Source organism: Acidimicrobiia bacterium (assembly GCA_040880805.1).
Lineage (GTDB): Bacteria > Actinomycetota > Acidimicrobiia > IMCC26256 > DASPTH01 > DASPTH01.
This window is the reverse complement of record JBBDHW010000042.1, coordinates 52917-73790: the sequence shown is the minus strand read 5'-3', so window position 1 is coordinate 73790 and position 20874 is coordinate 52917. Positions and strand designations below refer to the sequence as shown.

The 20874-nt window shown below is 69.0% G+C and carries 25 protein-coding genes; 13 read left to right on the top strand and 12 right to left on the bottom strand.

Features of this window, described 5'->3' with window-relative positions:
- Nucleotides 1-1009 (top strand): prolyl oligopeptidase family serine peptidase (locus WD271_11060; protein MEX1008370.1); only part of this gene is annotated, 1009 nt, incomplete at its 5' end.
- On the opposite strand, the gene WD271_11055 is transcribed toward WD271_11060, so the two are convergent.
- The 5 genes from WD271_11055 to hisD are packed head-to-tail and all read right to left on the bottom strand — an operon-like array spanning nt 1006 to nt 4950.
- Nucleotides 1006-1227, bottom strand: a complete 222-nt coding sequence (locus WD271_11055; GenBank protein ID MEX1008369.1) for a hypothetical protein — start codon at nt 1225-1227, stop codon at nt 1006-1008. The genes WD271_11060 and WD271_11055 overlap by 4 nt on opposite strands.
- Nucleotides 1228-1287: 60 nt before the next feature.
- Nucleotides 1288-2043 carry a 1-(5-phosphoribosyl)-5-[(5-phosphoribosylamino)methylideneamino]imidazole-4-carboxamide isomerase gene (hisA, locus tag WD271_11050; GenBank protein ID MEX1008368.1) on the bottom strand — a complete coding sequence of 252 codons (756 nt, stop codon included), beginning with the start codon at nt 2041-2043 and terminating at the stop codon, nt 1288-1290.
- Nucleotides 2040-2621, bottom strand: coding sequence for an imidazoleglycerol-phosphate dehydratase HisB (gene hisB, locus WD271_11045; protein ID MEX1008367.1), 582 nt, complete (start codon nt 2619-2621; stop codon nt 2040-2042). The genes hisA and hisB overlap by 4 nt, the downstream gene beginning before the upstream one ends.
- The gene (hisC, locus tag WD271_11040) at nt 2621-3697 is read right to left on the bottom strand and encodes a histidinol-phosphate transaminase (GenBank protein ID MEX1008366.1); all 1077 of its coding nucleotides are present in this window, start codon (nt 3695-3697) and stop codon (nt 2621-2623) included. Before hisC ends, hisB begins: the two co-directional genes overlap by 1 nt.
- Nucleotides 3694-4950 (bottom strand): histidinol dehydrogenase, encoded by a 1257-nt coding sequence (hisD, locus tag WD271_11035; GenBank protein MEX1008365.1) that lies wholly within the window; start codon nt 4948-4950, stop codon nt 3694-3696. The genes hisC and hisD overlap by 4 nt, the downstream gene beginning before the upstream one ends.
- Nucleotides 4951-5014: 64 nt before the next feature.
- Here hisD and WD271_11030 point away from each other — a divergent pair, with 64 nt between their 5' ends.
- Nucleotides 5015-5218, top strand: coding sequence for a hypothetical protein (locus WD271_11030; GenBank protein ID MEX1008364.1), 204 nt, complete (start codon nt 5015-5017; stop codon nt 5216-5218).
- Between the two features lie 3 nt (nt 5219-5221).
- Here WD271_11030 and nth read toward each other — a convergent pair whose 3' ends face one another.
- Entirely contained in the window at nt 5222-5872 is a 651-nt protein-coding gene (gene nth / locus WD271_11025) for an endonuclease III (protein ID MEX1008363.1), read from the bottom strand.
- 24 nt (nt 5873-5896) lie between these two features.
- Complete coding sequence (locus WD271_11020) at nt 5897-6670, bottom strand: VOC family protein (GenBank protein MEX1008362.1); 774 nt, start codon at nt 6668-6670, stop codon at nt 5897-5899.
- Here WD271_11020 and mshD point away from each other — a divergent pair.
- The 8 genes from mshD to WD271_10980 are packed head-to-tail and all read left to right on the top strand — an operon-like array spanning nt 6669 to nt 14596.
- Complete coding sequence (gene mshD, locus WD271_11015; protein ID MEX1008361.1) at nt 6669-7742, top strand: mycothiol synthase; 1074 nt, start codon at nt 6669-6671, stop codon at nt 7740-7742. The two genes, WD271_11020 and mshD, sit on opposite strands and share 2 nt — an antisense overlap.
- Entirely contained in the window at nt 7739-8815 is a 1077-nt protein-coding gene (rlmN, locus tag WD271_11010) for a 23S rRNA (adenine(2503)-C(2))-methyltransferase RlmN (protein MEX1008360.1), read from the top strand. Before mshD ends, rlmN begins: the two co-directional genes overlap by 4 nt.
- Nucleotides 8812-9168, top strand: a complete 357-nt coding sequence (locus tag WD271_11005) for a hypothetical protein (GenBank protein MEX1008359.1) — start codon at nt 8812-8814, stop codon at nt 9166-9168. Before rlmN ends, WD271_11005 begins: the two co-directional genes overlap by 4 nt.
- Before the next feature lie 13 nt (nt 9169-9181).
- Nucleotides 9182-9658 (top strand): MaoC family dehydratase, encoded by a 477-nt coding sequence (locus WD271_11000; protein ID MEX1008358.1) that lies wholly within the window; start codon nt 9182-9184, stop codon nt 9656-9658.
- A 2-nt stretch (nt 9659-9660) separates the two neighbouring features.
- Entirely contained in the window at nt 9661-10512 is an 852-nt protein-coding gene (locus tag WD271_10995) for a CoA ester lyase (GenBank protein MEX1008357.1), read from the top strand.
- Nucleotides 10513-10541: 29 nt separating this feature from the next.
- Nucleotides 10542-12125 carry a M2 family metallopeptidase gene (locus tag WD271_10990; protein ID MEX1008356.1) on the top strand — a complete coding sequence of 528 codons (1584 nt, stop codon included), beginning with the start codon at nt 10542-10544 and terminating at the stop codon, nt 12123-12125.
- 16 nt (nt 12126-12141) lie between these two features.
- Nucleotides 12142-12945, top strand: coding sequence for an SDR family oxidoreductase (locus WD271_10985; GenBank protein ID MEX1008355.1), 804 nt, complete (start codon nt 12142-12144; stop codon nt 12943-12945).
- 37 nt (nt 12946-12982) lie between these two features.
- Nucleotides 12983-14596: an acyl-CoA synthetase gene (locus tag WD271_10980; protein MEX1008354.1), complete on the top strand. Its 1614-nt coding sequence runs from the start codon at nt 12983-12985 to the stop codon at nt 14594-14596.
- On the opposite strand, the gene WD271_10975 is transcribed toward WD271_10980, so the two are convergent.
- A complete protein-coding gene (locus tag WD271_10975; GenBank protein MEX1008353.1) occupies nt 14574-15239 on the bottom strand; it encodes a class I SAM-dependent methyltransferase in 666 nt (221 codons plus the stop codon). The genes WD271_10980 and WD271_10975 overlap by 23 nt on opposite strands.
- Nucleotides 15240-15305: 66 nt before the next feature.
- Between WD271_10975 and WD271_10970 the strand changes: the two genes are divergently transcribed.
- On the top strand, nt 15306-15779 hold the full coding sequence (locus WD271_10970) for a MarR family transcriptional regulator (GenBank protein ID MEX1008352.1): 474 nt from the start codon (nt 15306-15308) through the stop codon (nt 15777-15779).
- The gene (locus WD271_10965; protein MEX1008351.1) at nt 15776-17818 is read left to right on the top strand and encodes a thioredoxin domain-containing protein; all 2043 of its coding nucleotides are present in this window, start codon (nt 15776-15778) and stop codon (nt 17816-17818) included. The genes WD271_10970 and WD271_10965 overlap by 4 nt, the downstream gene beginning before the upstream one ends.
- A 22-nt stretch (nt 17819-17840) precedes the next feature.
- On the opposite strand, the gene WD271_10960 is transcribed toward WD271_10965, so the two are convergent.
- From WD271_10960 to WD271_10950, 3 genes are all read right to left on the bottom strand, one after another.
- Nucleotides 17841-18509: a hypothetical protein gene (locus WD271_10960; GenBank protein ID MEX1008350.1), complete on the bottom strand. Its 669-nt coding sequence runs from the start codon at nt 18507-18509 to the stop codon at nt 17841-17843.
- A 62-nt stretch (nt 18510-18571) separates the two neighbouring features.
- Nucleotides 18572-19393 (bottom strand): PPK2 family polyphosphate kinase, encoded by an 822-nt coding sequence (locus tag WD271_10955; GenBank protein ID MEX1008349.1) that lies wholly within the window; start codon nt 19391-19393, stop codon nt 18572-18574.
- Nucleotides 19394-19415: 22 nt separating this feature from the next.
- The gene (locus tag WD271_10950) at nt 19416-20126 is read right to left on the bottom strand and encodes an aquaporin (protein ID MEX1008348.1); all 711 of its coding nucleotides are present in this window, start codon (nt 20124-20126) and stop codon (nt 19416-19418) included.
- Nucleotides 20127-20258: 132 nt separating this feature from the next.
- Here WD271_10950 and WD271_10945 point away from each other — a divergent pair, with 132 nt between their 5' ends.
- Nucleotides 20259-20663, top strand: a complete 405-nt coding sequence (locus WD271_10945; protein MEX1008347.1) for an HU family DNA-binding protein — start codon at nt 20259-20261, stop codon at nt 20661-20663.
- Between the two features lie 10 nt (nt 20664-20673).
- On the opposite strand, the gene WD271_10940 is transcribed toward WD271_10945, so the two are convergent.
- A partial coding sequence (locus WD271_10940; protein MEX1008346.1) for a hypothetical protein occupies nt 20674-20874 on the bottom strand: 201 nt, incomplete at its 5' end.

Below are 20874 nucleotides of genomic sequence, written 5' to 3'. Positions count from 1 at the left end.
CGCCCCCCACGACCATGTCGTCGCAACCGTAGAGGGCGTCTACTCGATGTGGGTCGGGGCGAACCCCGAGTTCGCGACCACGACCCTGCGCTACGGCTACATGTCGCTGGTCACACCGTCGTCGTCGTACGACTACGACCTCGTGAGCCGTGACGCGACGCTCGTGAAGTGCCAGCCGGTCGCGGGGTACGACCCCACGCAGTACGCGACCGAACGACTGTGGGCAACCGCCACCGACGGCACGCGCGTGCCGGTGTCGCTCGTCTACCGCCGCGACCGGCGTCAAGGGGCCGACGGCAACCCGCTCGTGCTGTACGGCTACGGCTCCTACGAAGCCTCGATGGACCCGACGTTCTCGTCGGCTCGGGTGAGCCTCCTCGATCGCGGCATCGTGTACGCGATCGCGCATGTTCGGGGAGGTGGCGAGCTCGGTCGTCGGTGGTACGACGACGGCAAGCTGATGCACAAGCCCAACACGTTCACCGACTTCATCGCGTGCGCAGAGCACCTCGTAGCCGAGGGCTGGACCAGTCCCGACCGCCTCGCAGCGCGCGGCGGCAGCGCGGGTGGGCTGCTCATGGGTGCGGTGGTCAACCTCCGCCCCGACCTCTTCCGGGCGGTGGTCGCCGAAGTGCCGTTCGTCGACTGCCTCACCACGATGCTCGACGACACGCTGCCGCTCACGGTGACGGAGTGGGAGGAGTGGGGCGATCCCGTCGACGACCCCGCACTCTACGCGCTGATGAAGTCGTACTCGCCGTACGACAACATCGAGGCGAAGGCATATCCCGCGCTGCTCGTCACCGGCGGCCTGAACGACCCCCGCGTGCAGTATTGGGAGCCCGCGAAGTGGGTCGCCAAGCTCCGTGCGACCAAGAGTGACGACAACCTGCTCGTGCTCAAGATGGAGCTCGGCGCCGGCCATTCGGGTCCGTCGGGACGCTACGACGCCTGGCGCGACGAGGCGTTCGTGCAGGCGTTCCTGCTGGACCAGCTCGGGATGAGCTAACCCGTTGTTACGGGAGTGAGGCCCTTCCGCTCGAGGAAGGCCATCCGGCGCTCCGCGGAAGCACGCCAAGCCGCGAGGTCGGCGTCGAAGGTGGCGCGATCGCCTTCCTCGTAGGCGTGCTCGAGTTCATCGAAGGCGGCGTCTTCCGCGTCGAGCAGCTCGCGGTAACGCCGGAAGAATCCTTCGTCGATCGCCTCGCTCTTCGCCCCGTCGCCCATGCGAACCCCCTTGGTTCCGGCCCGGCGGCGCCGCGCCTGCCTTGACCGTATCGCGAGTCGCTACACCCAGCGAGCGTCCGCGACCGCCAGTGCTTCGGCAACGGTGAAGTGATGCTCGTAGATCGCCTTGCCGACGATCGCGCCCGCGAAGCGTCGTCCCGCGCGCTCGAACTGGCCCAGCGCGCGGAGATCGTCGAGCGTGCCGACTCCGCCACTGGCGATCAGCGGAATCGTGGTGGCCTCGAGGACAGCGCCGAGCTGGTCGAGATCCGGCCCCTTGAAGGTGGCGTCGTGGCCGATCGAGGTGACAACGAGCGCCGAGACGCCGCCCGCATCGAAACTGCGGACGAGATCGACGAGATCGAGGCCGGTGCCCTCGACCCAACCCCGAGTGGCAACCTCGCGGCCGCGCGCGTCGAGGCCCACGGCCACCTGCCCGGGGTGCAACGTACAGAGATCGGCGACGAGTAAGGGGTCCTCGACGGCTGCGGTGCCGACCACGACGCGCGCGACGCCCGCGAGCAGCCGGTCGCCGGCCGCCTCGATTGTGCGCACGCCTCCGCCGGCCTGTATCCGGCACGAGACCGCCGCGCAGATCGCCTCGATCACCGAAAGGTTGGCGCCCTCACCGGTGCGCGCGGCGTCGAGGTCGACCACGTGGATCCACGACGCACCCTCGGACTCGAACTCGCGCGCGACGCGGACCGGATCGTCGTCGTAGACGGTCTCTGCGTCGAAGTCACCCTGGTACAGCCGGACACACTTGCCATCGCGCAGATCGATCGACGGGAAGAGCTCGAGCCGGCCGTGGCTCAAAGGCTTCCCTTCGTGGACGGCACGCCGCTGCCTTCGATCTTCACCGCGTCACGCAACGAGCGCGCGACGCCCTTGAACGACGCCTCGATCACGTGATGCCCGTTCCGGCCGGCCAGTGAACGCACGTGCAGCGTGATCCCCGCCGCGAACGCGAACGCGCGCCAGAACTCTTCTGCAAGCTGAGGGTCGAACGTGCCGATCCACTCCACGACCGGGTCGACCTCGTAGACGAGGAAGGGGCGGCCCGACAGATCGAGCGCAACCTGCACGAGCGCCTCGTCGAGAGGCACCAGCGCGGACGCGAACCGTCGCACCCCCGCCTTGTCGCCCACGGCGTCCTTGAACGCCGTGCCGAGCACGATGCCGACGTCTTCCACCGTGTGGTGCAGGTCGACCTCGAGGTCGCCGGTGGCTTCGATGCGGAGGTCGAACCCGCCGTGCTTCCCGAGCTGCTCGAGCATGTGGTCGAAGAACGGAATACCGGTGGACGCGGTGGCGCTACCACCGCCGTCGATCTCGAGCGCGAGGTCGACGGTGGTCTCCTTGGTGACGCGGTGCTGTTGCGACGATCTCGCCATCAGGCGGCCACCTCCCGGACTGACTCACGGAGCGCGGAGAGGAACGCGTCGTTCTCCTCTGGCGTGCCGACGGTCACGCGCAGGCAATGCGCGAGGCGCGGCCAGCTGGAACAGTCGCGCACGAGCACGCCGCGTTGCACGAGTTCCTCCCAGAGGGCGTGGCCATCGCCGTGAACCTGGAAGAGCACGAAGTTCGCGCCCGATGGGAACGCGGTGACGCGGTCGATACCTTCGAGCGCGTCGAACATCCGCTCGCGCTCGTCGACCAGACGCGCGACGCGGTCGTTCATCTCGTCCGCGAGGTCGAGCGCGACCCTTCCGGCGATCTGCGTGGCGGCCGCGAGGTGGTACGGCAGCACAACCTGCTCCAGCTGCTCGACAACCCAAGGCGGTGCGACCGCGAAGCCCAGGCGCAGCGCGGCCATCGACCACACCTTCGAGTAGGTGCGCACGACGACCAGCCGGCCGTCGTCGTGGACGAGGTCGAGCGCGCTGTGGGGTGCGAACTCGCCGTACGCCTCGTCGACCACGACGAGCCCAACGGTTGCGTCGAGGAGGGCCTCGATGGTGTCCGTGTCCTCCACAGTGCCGCTCGGGTTGTTCGGGCTGCACACGAACACGATCGTGGGCTGTTGCGCGGCGACGAGCTCGCGCGCCGCGTCGACGTCGATGGAGAAGTCGGCACGGCGCTCCCCCATCACCACCTCAGTACCGGTGAGACGCGCGATGTGGCCGTGGAGCGCGTACGTGGGCTCGAAGACCGCGGCGCGCCGGCCATGCCCGCCGTACGAGAGGAGGAGCGTCTGCAACACCTCGTTGGATCCGTTCGCACAGAACAGCCGCTCGGGCGGCTGGCCCAGATGGCGCCCCAGCGCCGCACGCAGGTCGTGGGCGCCACGATCCGGGTAGCGGTTCAGCGGCGCGTCGCGCAGCTCGGCGAGCCAACGGTCGACGAACTCGGGCGGGGGTGGGTACGGGCTCTCGTTGGTATTGAGCCGTACCGACACGTCGAGCTGCGGTGAGTGATAGCCCTCGAGCGCGCGCAGGTCGTCGCGCGGCGCGACCGGCGCGTTCACGTCGCGTCCCGGACGAATGCGGCAGATCGGCGCAGCGCGGCGCTGCGACCGTGCGCGGGAAGACCTTCAGCCGCGGCCAACGCCTCGATGTGCTCGGAGACCGCACCGAGGCCGGCCGCAGTGACGCGCACCACGTGGATGTGCTTCCGGAACGTGTCGACCCTCAGCGCGCTGGCGAAGCGTGCTGTTCGCGCGGTTGGAAGCACATGGTTGACTCCTGCTACGTAGTCACCGACTGCCGCGGGCGCCCATGGTCCGACGAAGACCGCGCCGGCGTTGCGCACGAGCGGCACGAGCGAGTCGGCGTCGCTCGTCATGAGCTGCAGGTGCTCGGGCGCGACGATGTTCACCACTTCCATCGCCTGTTCCGGCCCATCGACGAGGATCACGGATCCCGTGTCGCGCACGATCTCGTCGACGGCGCCCTCGACAGCGTCGGCAACCTCGGGATCCCACGTGATGAGCACCGCGCTCCCTCCCGGACCGTGCTCGGCCTGAGCGTCGAGGTCGGCGGCGACAAACTCTGGTGGAGTGCTCGCGTCGGCGACGACGACGACCTCCGACGGTCCAGCGAGCGCGTCGATACCGACGATGCCCGCAAGCTCGCGCTTCGCCGCCGCGACGTACGCGTTGCCGGGCCCCACGATCACGTCGACAGGACGGATGCTCTCGGTCCCGTACGCGAGCGCAGCAATCGCCTGGGCGCCTCCCACGCGATACACCTCGTCGATGCCGACGAACGCCGCCGCGGCGAGCGTGGGGGCGGCGACCTGCCCGTCGGGGCCCGCAGGTACGCACAATGCGAGTTCGGGAACGCCGGCCACCTGCGCGGGTATCGCGGTCATGAGCACGGTGGACGGGTACGCGGCGCGACCACCCGGGACATAGAGGCCGGCGCGGTCGACCGGCCGGACAATCTCCTCGAGGTCGATGCCACCGCGAACGAGTCGCGGAGCGGGTTGGAGCTGGCTCTCGTGATAGGTACGGATCTCGGTCGCTGCGTGCGCGAGCGCGGCTCGGAACGCCGGCTCGGCGCCCGCGAGCGCCTCGTGGAGCGCCCCGCTCGTGACGCGGAGCGCGCCTCCGGACCAGCCGTCGAATCGTTCGGTGAGCTCACGCAGCGCGGCATCTCCGCGGTCGCGCACATCGTCGACGATGGCGCGCGTGGCCGCGGTGACGTCGTCGTCGGCCGTCGGAGGTTGCAGCAGTGCAGCAAGATCCGTGACGCCGCGGAGGTCGATTCGGGTCAACACGGTGCGCTCATGGTAACCGTGAGCCTGTTCCCGCCCCTTCGCATTGCCCGATACCGTTGCCGTCATGCCCTCGTCGGACCTCGCAGAACTGTCCACCCTGCGCGCGCAGCTCGAGGAGCTCGCGGCGCGCGTCCTGGCGATCGGCGACCGCTACCGCGAATCGCCCGACTCGGCGATCGCAAACGACCTCGACCTCGCAGAGCGCTCGCTGCTCGGAGCGCGCCGTGCGCTCGAACGCGCGGCAGGCACCCTCGCCGAGTCGGGCTAACTGCTACCTCGCGCTGGGCTCGGCCGACGGGCAGATATCGACGAGCACGCATCCTGGGCAGTTCGGCTTGCGCGCGAAGCACACGCGGCGACCGTGCAGGATGAGGCGCAACGAGAAGCGGCCGCGCTCCTCCGGCGGTACGAGCGCGTTGAGGTCGAGCTCCGCTTTCACCGGATCGGTCTCGGTGGTGAGCTTCAGGCGGCGCGCCACCCTTCCGACGTGCGTATCGACCGGCAAGCCGGGCAGGTCGAACGCCACCGACCGCACGACGTTGCCCGTCTTCCGACCGACACCCGCCAGCTTCACGAGGTCGTCGAGCTCGGTCGGCACGTCGCCGTCGAATTCCTCGTCGAGCATGCGCGCCATACCGAGCAGGTTCTTCGTCTTCGAACGGAAAAAGCCGGTGGAGTGCACGATCGCTTCCACGTCGGCGGGATCGGCGTGCGCGAGATCGCGTGGCGTCGGATACTTCACGAACAACTCCGGCGTGACCTTGTTGACATTCTCGTCGGTGGTCTGCGCGGACAGGATCGTCGCCACCAGCAACTCGTACGCGTTCTCGTGCACCAGCGCGCACTCTGCGCCTGGGTACTCCTCCGCGAGCCGGGCGATCACCTCGATCGCGCGCGCCTTCGCTCCCCTCGGACGGGCCACGCACGTGACGCTAGACGCGAGGAGCTAACCGCCGATCTCGGCGTTGAGCGCGATCACGTTGAACACACCGCCGGTCGGGTCCGCGACCACGGCGAAGCGGCCGGGCTCGATGTCCATCGGCGGATTCATCACCGCGCCACCGAGTTCGGTGACGTGCGCGACGGCGTCGTCGGTGTTGGCGACGGTGAAGTACACGGCCCAGTGGGGCGGGACCTCAGCCGGCATCTGGGGCGGCTTCTCCATCATCCCGCCGATCGAGCGACCGTTGACCTGCCATTCGGTGTACGCACCCGAGCCTTCACCATGCGTCTCGGCGCCCCAGCCGAAGACCGCGCCATAGAACGCCTTCGACGCGGGAACGTCGGTCGTGAGCAATTCGCTCCACGAGAAGGTGCCGGGCTCGTTCACGAGTGCAGCGCCCTTGTGGTCACCCGGCTGCCACACACCGAACGCGGCGCCGACCGGATCGGCGAACACCGCCATGCGGCCGGCGGTCATCACGTCCATCGGCGGCATGAACACCTGCCCGCCGTTCGCGCTCACCTTCGCCGCGGTGTCGTCCGCGCTCTCGACGTTCACGTAACACGACCACGCGGGCGGACCGGGGTTCATCTGCGGACCGAGACCGGCAACCGGCTTGCCGCCGACGTGGCACACGCGGTATCCGCCGGCCTCGGCGGGCCCTTCGGGGCACTCCCATCCGAAGAGATCCGAATAGAACGCGGCGGCCTTGTCGAGGTCGGGCGTGCCGAGATCGACCCATGACGGGACTCCGGGCTCGTACGAGGTCATCTCCATGGCCGTCTCCCAGCAATCGTGGCGTGTCGTGAGTGTGCGGTTCGCAACGTATACGACCGCCGCGCCCCCGGCAGCGAGCGCCCGCGAGCCGCGTATCCCGGCGAGCAGCGAGCGACCCATGGTGGCGGGATGGGCCGGTACCCTCGACGAGATGCTCGAGGCGCGCGTGCTCGAACGGTTCGCGCCCGCCGATGTCGCGGCGGTGCGAAGCCTCGCCGCGTCGGTCGAGGCCGCATCCGGCACCGCTCCGTTCGGTGATCTCACGTGGTCCGGGCTCGAAGGCCGCGGGACGCTCGGCGACCGCGGGATCCTGCTCCCCGGCGACGACGGCGCGGCGGCGGCCTACGTGCACCTCGCTCATCATCAACCCGCTGGATGGTCAGCGGAACTCGCAGCGTTGCCAGGACAGGAACGCGCTCTCGGCGCGTTGCTCGCATCAGCCATCGACGTCGTGGCACGCGAGGGCGGCGGCCACGTCACGATCTGGCTCCACGGCGATCACCACGACGACCTGCCCCGCACAGCCGGCTTCGCGCTCGAACGCGAGCTCCTGGAGCTGCGCGTGCCGCTCCCCCTCCCCGAAGATCCCGAGTGGCCCGACGGGGTCAAGGTCCGCACCTTCGTGGTCGGACAGGACGAGGTCGAGTGGCTCGGCGTCAACAACCGCGCGTTCGCCAACCACCCGGAACAGGGGGGCTGGACCCTCGACACGCTCCACCAACGCGAGCGCGCGGGCTGGTTCGATCCCAACGGCTTCCTGCTCGCGTTCGACGACGACGGCCTGGCCGGCTTCTGCTGGACGAAAGTGCACCCGACCGATCCCCCGAAGGAGCCCGTCGCGCTCGGGGAGATCTATGTGATCGGTACAGAGCCCGGCCGCCAGGGCCGCGGGCTCGGTCGAGCGTTGACCATCGGCGGCCTCGCGTCGCTCGCCGGCCGGGGCATCACGATGGGCATGCTCTACGTCGACGGTGACAACACGGCCGCGGTCGCGCTCTATCGGTCGCTCGCCTTCGTCACGCACCGGGTCGACCGTGCCTACGGCCGCACGGTCACTTCCGCCGCGTCATGAGCAGCCCAACCCGATCCCGCTACGGCGCGACGCGCGGCGAGGTCGAAGCACTGCTCGACGGCTGGGGCGAACCGCGGTACCGCGCCGGTCAGCTCTGGGGCGCGCTCTACGCCGAGGTCCGCCCCCTCGACGACGTCACCACACTGCCCCGCACGCTCCGCTCGCGCCTCGCCGACGCGCTGCCGCTCACCCTCGATCTCGTGACCGAAGCGACCGCGCACGACACCATGACGACGAAGTGGCTGTGGGCGTGCACTCGCGATCGCACCCAGATCGAGACCGTGCTCATGCGCTCTCCGACGCGGGCAACGGTCTGCGTGTCGTCGCAGGCCGGTTGTGCGATGGGTTGCACGTTCTGCGCGACCGGACAAGCCGGCTTCGAACGGCAGCTCGACGCCGCCGAGATCGTCGAGCAGGTGCTGCGCGCGGCGCACACCTCACCGCAGCGCGTCCGCAACGTCGTGTTCATGGGGATGGGCGAGCCACTTGCCAACTACGACGCGACCTGGGCGGCGATCGAACGGTTACACGACGACCTGGGCATCTCGGCCCGGCGCATCACCGTGAGCACGGTCGGCGTGGTTCCCGGCATCCGGCGGCTCGCGCTCGAGCGGCTGCCCGTCACCCTCGCGGTGTCGCTCCACGCGGCCACCGACGACGAGCGCAGTGAGCTCGTCCCACTCAACCAGCGGTATCCGATCGCCGAGGTGCTCGACGCCGCCGCCGACTTCGCCGGCGCCAGGGGAAGACGGGTCTCCTTCGAGTACGCCTGCATCGCCGGGGTCAACGACTCGGTTGCGCAGGCCGAGGCGCTCGGACGGCTCCTGGGCAGCTTCCCGGGGGCGGGCGGGGCGCACGTGAACCTGATCCCGCTCAACCCCACGGCCGGGTTCGGCGGCGAGGCCACGGCAACGCCCCGGCTGCGTGCCTTCGCCGAGCGGGTCCGGGCCCGCGGCGTGACCGCGACCGTGCGGCGCAACCGCGGGACCGACATCGCCGCCGCATGCGGGCAACTGCGTGCCCGCGACGCGATCCCCCACCCTGCCCTCGGATCGGCAACAATGAGCACGTGAACCAGTGGAAGTGGGTCAATCATTTCCAGCCGCAGACGCTCGTCATCGCGACGTTCCTCTGCTACATCGACGCCGTCTTCGGCTTCATCTTCCCGATCGCGACGTCGTTACTCGCCGGATTCGTGATGGCGATCGCGCTCGGTGCAGGGGGCTTCGGCATCGCCAACGAGAAGCGGTGGGGCTATGCGGTGGCGGTCGCGGGCGCGGTGCTCCAGGTGATCATGCTGCTGGCGGTGTTCGGTTCCTCGGTCCTCACGTCGACCGCCATCATCAACCTGATGTTCGACGGCGCCCTCGTCGCCCTGCTCCTGCACCCGATGAGCCGCGAGTACCAGCGCATCTGGTTCAAGTAAGACCACCTGTCCAATCGTGAGCGATCTTCAACCGCATCACGGCAAGTGGTTCGAGGAGCTCCCGGTCGGACTGGTGGTGCAGCACGCGCTCACCCGCACCGTCACCGAGACCGACAACATCCTCTTCACCACGATGACGATGAACCCGGCCCGCCTGCACCTCGACGCCGAGTACGCAGCGCAGACCGAGTTCGGCCAGCCCCTCGTGAACAGCATGTTCACGATCGCGCTGCTCGTGGGGATATCGGTGCTGGAGACCACTCACGGCACGACGATCGCCAACCTCGGTTTCGAAGAAGTCGTGTTCCCAGCGCCCGTGTTCCACGGTGACACGATCCACGCCGAGACCGAGGTGATTGCTCGCCGCGGGTCGAAGTCACGACCCGACGCCGGCATCGTCACGTTCGAGCATCGGGGTTTCAACCAGCGCGACGAGCTCGTGTGCCGCGCGCGCCGCAACGCGCTGATGTCGCGCCGGCCCACCGAGTGACCGTGGCCGAGGTCAGGCGCCTCCGGAGCCTCCTCTTCGCGCCCGCGAGCCGGCCCGACATGCTCGCCAAGCTCCCGCGCAGCAGTCCCGACGGCGTGGTGATCGACCTCGAGGACGCGGTGCCCGCGGACGCCAAGGCCGACGCTCGCCCGCACGCGAGGCGCATGGGGCCGGAATTGCTGAACGCCCACCCTGGTCTCGCGGTCTACGTGCGCGTGAATGCCGTCCCGACCGACTGGTTCGACGCCGACGTCACGGAGGCATGCGCGCCGGAGCTCACCGGCGTCATCGTGCCCAAGATCGAGACCGTCGAACATGTCCGCACGGTTGCCGGCGCGCTCCGCGCCGCGGGGCTCGGCCACCTGCAGGTGATCGCAGGCGTGGAAACCGCGCTCGGCGTCGAAGCGGCGCGCGAGTTCCTCGTCCCGCCCGTCGCGGCCTGCTATTTCGGCGCCGAAGACTTCGTCGCCGACATGGGCGGGATGCGTACCGAATCGAGCACGGAAGTGCTCTACGCGCGCTCGCGCGTGGCGCTCGCAGCCCGGATTGCGGGCGTCCTCGCGATCGACCAGGTCGTCACTGCATTCGGCGACGACGGCCGGTTCCTCGAGGACGCCGCTCAGGGGCGTGCGCTCGGATACCGCGGCAAGCTCTGCATCCACCCTGCTCAAGTTCAACTCGCCAACCGCGCGTTCTCGCCCTCGACCGAGGAGATCGAGCGCGCTCGGCGCCTGCTCGACGCCTACGAGGCGGCCGCAGCTCGTGGCGAGGCCGCGATCGACTTCGAGGGCCAGATGGTCGACGAGCCTCTCGCGCGGCACGCGCGCGCGATCCTGGCGGCCGGCAAGACCTGAGCAACGCGACTCCGTAGACTCCCCGGCGCATGGGCAGCACGGTCGACCTCGTCGACGACCTTGAAGCGCGTCTCCAGCCGCTCGAGCTCGAGTTAGCCGTTGCATGGTGGGAGGCGAACACCCGGTCCTCGCCCGAAGCCGACCGGCGCCGCACCGCGGCCGAGCTGGCGCGCCGCGAGCTCCTCGGCGACAGCAACGCATTCGCGGAGATCCGCTCCGCGCGCGCCGCGAACGGCTCCGGAGCGGATCCGCTCCTGCGCCGCCGGCTCGACCTGCTCCACGATGGTTTCGTCCCGCACCAGGTTCCGGCCGACCTCCGCGTCGCGATCGTTGAGCTGGAGACCCGCGTCGAGTCGACCTTCAACAACTTCCGCGGAACCATCGACGGTCAACGGGTCGACGACAACACGATTGTCGACTTTCTGCGCACGAGCGCCGACCCCGGCGAGCGCCGCGCCGCGTGGGAGGCGTCGAAGCAGATCGGCGCCGAGGCAGGCGACCGAGTCCGCGAGCTGGCGCGTCTGCGAAACGAAGCAGCCCGCACCCTCGGCTACCGCGATCATTTCGCGCTCGCGCTCGAAACCGGGGAGCTCGACGAGACCCGTCTCTTCGCGACCCTCGCCGACGTCGATCGCGCCACTGAGACGCCATTCACCGAGTGGAAGGTTGCGCTCGATGCTTCGCTCGCCGCCCGGTTCGGGTGCGGCGTCGACGAGCTCCGCCCGTGGCACCTCGCCGACCCGTTCTTCCAAGACCCGCCTGCTGCCGGCCCGATCGCGCTCGACCACCTCTTCGAAGCTGCCGACCTCGAAGCGCTGACCCTACGGACCTACGACCGTCTCGGTCTCGACCTCCGCGCCGTGCTCGCGCGCAGCGATCTGTACGCGCGCGACGGCAAGAGTCAGCACGCGTTCTGCATCGACATCGACCGCGAAGGCGACGTTCGCGTCCTGTGCAACGTCGAACCGAGCGAACGTTGGATGGACACGATGCTGCACGAGTTCGGCCACGCGGTGTACGACCGTGAGTGTGGACGATCACTCCCTTGGCTCGTGCGCTCACCAGCCCACCCACTCACCACCGAGGGCATCGCCATGCTCTTCGGACGCCTCACGCGAGATGCCGCGTGGCTCGCCGACGTCGCGGGCGTCGACCGCGACACCGTGGAAGCACTGGCGCCCCACCTGAAGGCCGCGCAGCGGGCCGCGCTCCTCGTGTTCGCCCGGTGGGTGCTCGTGATGACAACCTTCGAGCGGCAGCTCTACGCCGATCCCGACGCCGACCTCGACACCCTCTGGTGGGACCTCGTCGAGCGCTACCAGCAAGTCCGCCGCCCCGTTGGCCGGCACGAACCCGACTGGGCCGCGAAGATCCACCTCGCTGCCTCGCCGGTCTACTACCAGAACTATCTGTACGGAGAGCTCTTCGCTTCTCAGCTCGACGCGACGCTCACCGACCGCGTCGGCGGCCTGGTCGAGCGACCCGCCGCGGGCGAGCTTCTCGTACGTGACGTGTTCGCACCCGGCGCATCCGTCCGTTGGGACGACCTCGTCACGCGGGCAACCGGCGCGCCGCTGAGTGCGGCGGCTCTCGCGCGACAGCTGGCAACCTGACGGTGGACGGCTGATCGTGGACCTCGGGTTACAGGGTCGGGCGGCGGTCGTCGCAGGCGGATCGCGCGGGGTTGGTCGCGTCACGGCAGGTCTGCTCGCGCGCGAGGGCTGCCGTGTCGCGGTGCTCGCCCGTACGCCGAAGGACCTGCGCGAAACGGAAGACGAGCTCCTCGGGTTGGGTGCCGAGGACGCCATCGGTCTCGAGTGCGACCTGCTCGACACCGGCGAGGTCGAGGCCGCCTTCACGTTCCTCGACGAGCGGTGGGGAGAGTGTCACGTGCTGGTCAACACGGTCGGGCCTGCACATGTCGGCGGGTTCGACGACCTCACCGACGACACCTGGCACGAGGAGTTCGACCTCGGCGTGCTCACGATGATCCGCACGACGCGCGCCGCGCTCCCGCTCATGCGCAAGGCGACGTTCGCACGCATCGTGAACGTCGCGGCGGCCTCGATCCGTCACCAGAGCCCGGGGCTCATCGGGTTCACCGCGGCCAAAGCAGCGATGGCGAGTGCCTCGAAGAACCTGTCGCGTGCGCTGGCACCCGAAGGGATCATCGTCAACACCGTCGCGCCCGGCATCGTCATGTCGCCCACGCTCGCTTCGTACCTCGTAGGAACCGACCTCGACGGGCTGCCCGAGGGCCCACTCGAAGCCGCCTACGAAGCCATCACCCGCGACTACGGCGCGTCGAACGACATCGGCCGCGTCGGGCTGCCCGAGGAGGTGGCCCCCGTCGTCGTGTTCCTCTGCTCGGAGGTGGCGAGCTTCGTCGTCGGCGCGACCATCCCCGTCGACGGCGGCACCGACTTCTTCTGAGATGGGTACCCCGCCGAGCAGGGAGCGACGAATAGGCATGGAGTACAACCTCGCCGACCTCTGGGAAGCCGTCGCCGACGAGATCCCGACACGCGACGCGCTGATCTCCGGGGAACGCCGCCTCACCTATGCGCAGACCGAGGAGCGCGCCAACCGGCTGGCCAACTTCCTCGCCGCGCAGGGCATCGGAGTCGGGGACCACGTAGCACTCCTCCTCTACAACGGCACCGAGTACCTCGAGGGCATGCTCGCCGCGCTGAAGCTGCGCGCGGTGCCCATCAACGTCAACTACCGCTACATGGAAGAGGAGTTGCGGTACCTCCTCGACGATTGCGACGCCAAGGCCATCGTCTTCCACCGCGAGTTCGCGCCGAAGCTCGCCGCGATCAGCACTGAGCTGCCGCTCCTCGACACCTACCTCTCCGTCGACGACGACACCGGTGGGGACCTCGGCGCGGTCGAGTACGAGGCCGCACTTGCGGGCGCGTCACCGGCGCGCGACTTCGGGCCGCGCTCCTCGGACGACCTCTACATCCTCTACACCGGCGGCACCACGGGAAACCCGAAGGGCGTGATGTGGCGTGCCGAAGACATCTTCTTCGGCGGACTCGGTGGTGGGAATCTCGGCGACGCGCCCATTTCGAAGCCCGAGGAGATCCTCGACCAGCTCGAGGAGAACCGCCGCACGCTCCCCGCGTGCCCGCTCATGCACGGCACCGCGCACTGGTTCGCGCTGGGCACGCTGTACACCGGCGGCACGGTGGTGCTGTCACCCGACCACCATCTCGATCCTCCACGCCTTTGGAAGCTCATCGCACGCGAGCGGGTCACCTTCCTCGTCATCGTCGGCGACGCCTTCGCACGCCCACTCGTGGAGGCACTCGACACGCTCGACCCCGCGCTCGACCTGTCGTCCCTCACGGTCGTCCTCTCCGGCGGCGCGATCCTCTCCCCCTCGGTGAAGCAGCTGTGGGTGCAGAAGTTGCCGGGCACGATCCTCATCGACGGTTTCGGATCGTCGGAGTCGGGCGGTCAGGGAAGCAGCGTCACGGCAGCCGGAGGGCCGATCGAGACCGCGCCGCGCTTTCGTGTCGACGACGAGACCACCGTGCTCGACGACGACCTCCGACCCGCACCAATCGGCGTCGTCGGCATGCTCGCACGCCGCGGCCACGTACCGATCGGGTACTACAAGGATCCCCAGAAGACCGCCGCGACCTTTCCCGTGGTCCACGGCGTGCGCTGGTCGGTACCGGGCGATCACGCGCGGATCGAAGACGACGGCACGATCACGGTGCTCGGACGCGGCTCCGGGTCGATCAACACCGGCGGCGAGAAGGTCTACCCCGAGGAAGTCGAGTCGGTCGTGAAGTCACACCCAGCGGTCTTTGACGCGGTAGTGGTGGGAACGCCCGACGAGCGCTGGGGTGAACGCGTCGTCGCGGTCGTGCAACTGCGTCCGGGCGCGACCCTCACCGCCGAGGACCTCACTCGCCACGTCCGCGCGCATCTCGCGGCGTACAAGGCGCCGCGCGACCTCGTGCTGGTCGACGCGGTCGTGCGCTCACCCTCCGGAAAGCCCGACTATCGCTGGGCGCGCGCCGCCGCGGAAGAAGAGCTCGCGCGCGTCAGACCTTCTGCACCACGCTGACGCCGTCGCCGATCGGCAACAGCACGACGCGTACACGGGGATCGCCCACGATGGTGTCGTTGAGCGCACGAATGGCTTCCACGTTCTCGTCGGTTGCCGATTCGTCGATGACGCGTCCGTTCTGCAGCACGTTGTCGATGAGCACGAGGCCGCCCTGGCGGAGCCGGGGCAGGATCTCCTCGTAGTAGCCGGGGTAGCCGGGCTTGTCGGCGTCGATGAACGCGAAGTCGAACTGCTCTTCCCTGGCGAGCCCGCGCAGCGTCTCGATCCCCGGACCAATGCGCAGCTCGATACGATCGGCGACGCCCGCGCGCTCCCACGCCTCACGGGCGATTGCGGTCCACTCCTCGCTCACGTCGCAGCAGAGCAGCCGACCTTCGGGACCCATACCGCGCGCGACCGCGAGCGCGGAGTAGCCGGTGAATGTGCCGATCTCGACGGCCCGGCGTGCGCCCATCGCCCGGACGATCATCTCCATGAGCACGGCCTGGTCGTCACCGATCTGCATCCGCGCGGCCGGACCGGTGCGCTCAGCGGTGATCTCCTGGAGCTCGCGCTGCACCTCGTCGGGCCCCGCCGAGTGAGCCGCCGCGTACGCGTCGATCTCCTCGTCGGTGAACCGCGAACGTCGTCTCGACTCCATCACGCCTCCTCTATGCGTCGCTCGCTCGTCGCCGCATGCACTCGCTCTGCTCCTAAGGTTGGCCGAGTGAGCGAACCCGAGCCCAAGGATCTCGCCGACACGCTATTCGGCGTGACGCGACGGCTCCGGTGGCACGTCAACGAGCGCATGCGCGCGGCGGGCCTGTCGTTTGCGCGCCTCCGGGTGCTCGACACCCTCACCGAGGGGCCACAGCGGATGCGCGACCTGAGCAACGCGCTCAACGTCGCACCGCGAACCATTACCGGTCTCGTCGATGCGCTGGAAGCCGACCGCCTCGTCGCCCGGTCCCCGCACGCCACCGACCGCCGGGTCACGGTGCTCACCATCACGCCGGAAGGCAAGCGTCAGCTCACCACCGCGAGCAAGGTGCGGTCCGAGGTGATATCCGAACTGTTCGGCGCGCTCTCCGCCCACGACCGAGTCGAGCTCGACCGGATCCTCGGCACGTTGCGCGACGCGGTACCCGACCCTCCCGACGGCTGGAAGAAGCCGGGGGCAGGCCGCGGCATGGCCACGTGAACCGCCTGGCCGCAGAGACCAGCCTTTACCTGCGCCAGCACGCCGAAAACCCGGTCGACTGGTACCCGTGGGGCGAGGACGCGTTCGAGCGAGCACGCAGCGAAGACAAGCCGATCCTCCTCTCGGTCGGGTACTCGTCGTGTCACTGGTGCCACGTGATGGCACACGAATCGTTCGAAGACCCCGAGATCGCCGCGCGCATGAACGAGCGCTTCGTGAACGTGAAGGTCGACCGCGAGGAACGCCCCGACGTGGACGCGGTCTACATGCAGGCGGTCCAGGCAATGACCGGTCACGGCGGCTGGCCGATGACCGTCTTCCTCGACCCCGACGGACGTCCGTTCTTCGGCGGGACCTACTTCCCGAGCGTGGACCGTCCCGGCATGCCCGGCTTCGTGCGGATCATGGACGCGGTCACCGACGCGTGGCGCGAGCGTCGCTCAGATCTGCTCGAACAGGCGGGCACCCTGCACGACGCGATCGCGCGCAGTGCCGAGGTGCCGAGTCGCGATGCCGGCGACGTGTCCGCCGACGTACTCCGAGTCGCGGTCTCCGCAATCCATGCGCAGTTCGATCCACGCTTCGGCGGCTTCGGAAGCGCCCCGAAGTTCCCGCAGGCGATGACGCTCACGTTCCTCCTGGCGCAAGCGGTCCGTGACCCGTCTGCCGAGACGCTCGAGACGATCACCGTGTCGCTCGACTCGATGGGCGCCGGAGGGATGTACGACCAGGTAGGCGGAGGGTTCCACCGCTACTCGGTCGACGCGTACTGGCTCGTCCCCCACTTCGAGAAGATGCTCTACGACCAGGCGCTGCTCGCGCGGGCCTACCTGCACGGCTGGCTCGTTGTCGGCCTGCCGCGCTACCGGCGTGTCGTCGAAGAGATCGTCGAGTACGTGCTGCGCGATCTGCATCACCCCGACGGCGGTTTCTTCTCCGCCGAGGATGCGGACTCCGAAGGCGTCGAAGGGAAGTTCTACTGCTGGTCACTCGAGGAACTCGAGACCGTGTGCGGCGCCGACACGCCGGAGGTGGTCCGCTACTTCGGCGTCACTGCGGGCGGGAACTTCGAGGACCCGCACACGGGTTTCCGCGGCAACATCCTGCACGTCGTCGACCGAGAGGAGGAACCGCCCGACGCGGTCACACGCGCGCTGCCGCGACTCCTTGCGGCGCGCGGCTCCCACGTGCGGCCCGGGCTCGACGACAAGGTGCTCCTTGGATGGAACGCGCTCTTCCTCCGCGCCCTCGCGGAGGCGGCCTTTTCGCTGGATCGCCCTGATTGGATGGACGTCGCCCGCACGAATGCGCGTTTCCTGCTGCGCGAGCTCCGGCGCGACGACGGTCGCCTGCTCCGGTCGTGGCAGGGAGGCCGCGCGCACCTGCTCGCGTACGCGGAGGATTACGCGGCGCTGCTCGAAGCGCTGCTCACACTGGCGGAGGTCGACAACGTCGCGTGGCTGGCCGACGCGCGTGTCGTCGCCGACGACCTCCTGCGGCTGTTCGGCGACGAGGAGCAGGGCGGTGTGTTCACCACGGCCATCGACGCCGAATCGCTGATCGTGCGCCCGAAGGACTACCAGGACAACGCGACGCCGTCCGAGAACTCGCTCGCGGCCAACGGCCTCCTCCGGCTTGCCGCGTTCACGGGCGTCCCCGAGTACGAGGCGCGAGCCTCAGAGTGGATCCGAACGCTGGCACCGCTGTTGGGTGAGCACCCCACCGCGTTCGCGTACCTGCTCGGCGCGTTCGAGCGGATGGTCACGCCGCCGATCGAGGTCGCGATCGTGGGCGCGGCCGGTGACGCGCAGACCGAACAACTCTTGGGCGAGCTACGACGACGGCTGATCCCGGCATCGGTACAGGTCACCGCAGAACCCGGCACCGGCGCTCACCTCACGCCGCTCCTTGCCGACCGCGCGCCGAACGACGGGCGGGCCACGGCGTTCGTGTGCGAGCACTACGTGTGCCGGCTTCCGACCACCGACCCGGCCACGCTCCGCGCCCAGCTCGACGCCGCCCTCGACTCGCGCCGCTGACGCCAAATGATCGGTCGAGGGGCTAGCTGCGGGGGGTGGCGAGGCCGTCGGCGAGCGCCTCGGCCATTGCCCAGCCGTACGCGATGACGGCTTCGCCTCGCACGGGATCGACCTCGCCGATGAGCTCGGCAGCCACCTTGCCCCCGGCCTTCACCGTGCGCGCGTCGAGCACCAGCTCAGGCGCGTGGTGCGCCGACAGCCGGAACGAGCGGTCGTCGTAGCGAGCGTCGCACCCGAACCGGCGCGCGAGCCGTCGGCCCCAGGCGCGCTCCTCACCGTTGGGCGCGTACTTCGGACGCGGGCACACATCGGTGAGCACGCTCAGGAGCGAATAGGCGGCAGGATGCGCGACCCGGCCCGCGACGAGCACGTCCTCGTCGGGGAACGAGATGGCCGCCCGCCGATAGAGCTCGGCCACGAGCCCGTCGAGGCTCGGACGGGCCTGCCGACCCCGCCGGATCACGCCGAGGCCCCACAGGATGCACGGGGTCCCGCCGATCCGCTCGAGTGACCCGAACAGAAAGCCGTACAGCTCTCCCTCATCGGCCGCGACGGCAACCAGCGGGAACTGCTCGACATGGCGGTCGAGCTGCTCGTCCTGCAACGGCAGGCCCACGCCAGAGGCCAGCTGACCGAGCTCGTCGAGCTCGGCCGGCTTGAGAGAGACGGAATCACGCGACTCGACGTCCATCGGACACTCATTCTGGTCGATGATCCGCCGCGCGGACCAGTCGACCACCCCAATTTCGTCGTTTAGTCGACGACGACGCCCTCCAGGCCGGTTTCGGGCTCGGGAATCCGGGGATCCAGCCGTTCGAACACGTCGACGAGGATCGAGGCAACCGCGATGTCGCGGACCCACCTGTGGTCGCCCGGCACCACGTACCACGGCGCCCATTGGGTGGAGGTGGCAGAGAGCGCAGCTTCGTAGCGTTCGTGGTACTCGTCCCACTTGGCCCGCACTTCGAGGTCGCTGCGGTGGAACTTCCAGTTCTTCGCCGGATCGTCGATCCGTTCCTGAAGCCGAACGCGTTGCTCTTCCTTCGAGATGTGGAGGAAGACCTTCACGAGGGTCGTGCCCTCGTCGGTGAGCATCCGTTCGAACTCGCGCACATGCCGGAACCGGCGCTTGCACTGCTCGTCGTCGATCACGCCGACCATTCGCGCCGTCACCAGGTCCTCGTAGTGCGACCGGTTCATCACGCCCAGGATGCCGCGCGCCGGACAGGCGTTGTGCACCCGCCAGAGATAGTCGTGCACGAGCGCGACGCTCGTGGGCTCCTTGAAGTTCACGACCTCACACCCCTGCGGGTTCAGCCCGCTGAGGACCCGGCGGATGGTGCCGTCCTTGCCTGCCGCGTCCATCCCCTGGAGGACGAGCACGACGCTGCGCCGCGCCTCTGCCCACAGTCGGCTGTGCAGGTCATCGAGGCGAACGCTGAGGATCTCGAGCAGACCGTGCGCCTCGGCCTTCCTGCCCAGGCCCAACCGCTGACCGGGATCGCGCGCATCGAGTTGGGCCGCCTTGCCGGGAGCCACGCGCAGGTCGCGCACGAGGGAACCGGTCGTGGCCACGACGGGACACTACCGGGTGGCCTCAACCCTCTTCCGGTGTCGTCACGAACATCCAGATCCCCGCGGCGACGAGCCCGCCGAGTATCGGGAACACGATGAACACCCAGAGCTGTTCGAGCGCGAAGCTGTTCGCGAACACGGCGGTCGAGAGGCTGCGCACGGGGTTCACCGACGTGTTGTCGATCGGGATGCTGATGAGGTGCACGAGAGTGAGCATGAGCCCGATCGGGATCGCCGCGAACCCCGGGATCATCGACGTGCGGGTGGTGCCGACGATCACGAGGACGAAGAGCGCGGTGAACAAAACCTCGGCGATGATCACGGCACCGAGTTCGAACCCGCCCGGCGAATGCGAGCCGTAGCCGTTCGACGCGACGCTGAACAGCGTCTTCGACGCCAGCTTGGCGTTCTGGGTGTTGTCGCCCGTCTCGAGAAGCAACCAGATCAACAGGCCGCCGACCAGCGCACCCACGATCTGGCCGAGCAGGTAGGAGGGCACCTCCCTGCTGTGGGTGCGCTTGAGCGCCCACATCGCGATGGTGACCGCCGGGTTGATGTGGCACCCCGAGATGTGACCGAAGAGATAGGCCGCGCACAGCAAGCTGAGCCCGAAGGCGAACGCCACACCCAATACACCGATGTTGAACCCGATGAACTGGGCGAAGATCACGGTCCCCGGACCTCCGAGAATCAGGATCATCGTGCCGATAGTCTCGGCCACGAAGATACGCACCGATCGGCTCAATAGACCCTCCCCTTTCCGAGCAGCCCTGCCGGGCGCGATCGTTGCACGATTCGGTCACCGACGGAAGGACCGTCGCAGAAGTGCGCTCCCCGATGCGCGCGTTCGAGCCGATGAAGTGGCATGCTGCCGCCCTCCGGTTCCCGACCCCCAGGAGCACACATGAACCGCCGAGAGCTCGTGGCCGCGCTCGCCGAGCGCACCGACACCGACAAGCGCAGCGCCGACGAGGGGTTGCAGGCCTTCATCGACGTCGTCACCGACACTGTGGCGAGCGGCGAGCCCGTCGCGATCAGCGGCTTCTGCAAGTTCGCCCGCAGGGACGTGCCTGCGAAGCCGCGGCGCAAGGGCCGGAACCCGGCGACCGGTGAGGAAATCATGCTCGCCCCGAAGCCTGCCAGCCGCTCGGTGAAGATCACGCCCCTCAAGGCCTTCAAGGACGCGGTCATCAGCGGCAAGCGCGCGCCGGCGAAGAAGGCGCCCGCCAAGAAGAAGGCCGTAGCGAAGAAGGCGACCCGCCGGCGCTAACACGTCAGCGCTACGGGGTCGACGGCCCTTCGGGGGCTGTACGCGGCAGATGCCAGGCAGCCACTGCTTCGAGGGCCGCCAGTACGAGCAGCACGATCCCCCCGAACACGACGAGCGCGCTCGCGACGCTCGCCGGTTCGAACACCGCGAACGCACCGGCGGCGGCGAGCGCCACTGCACGGAGGAGTCGCGCGCCTCGCGACTCTACGCG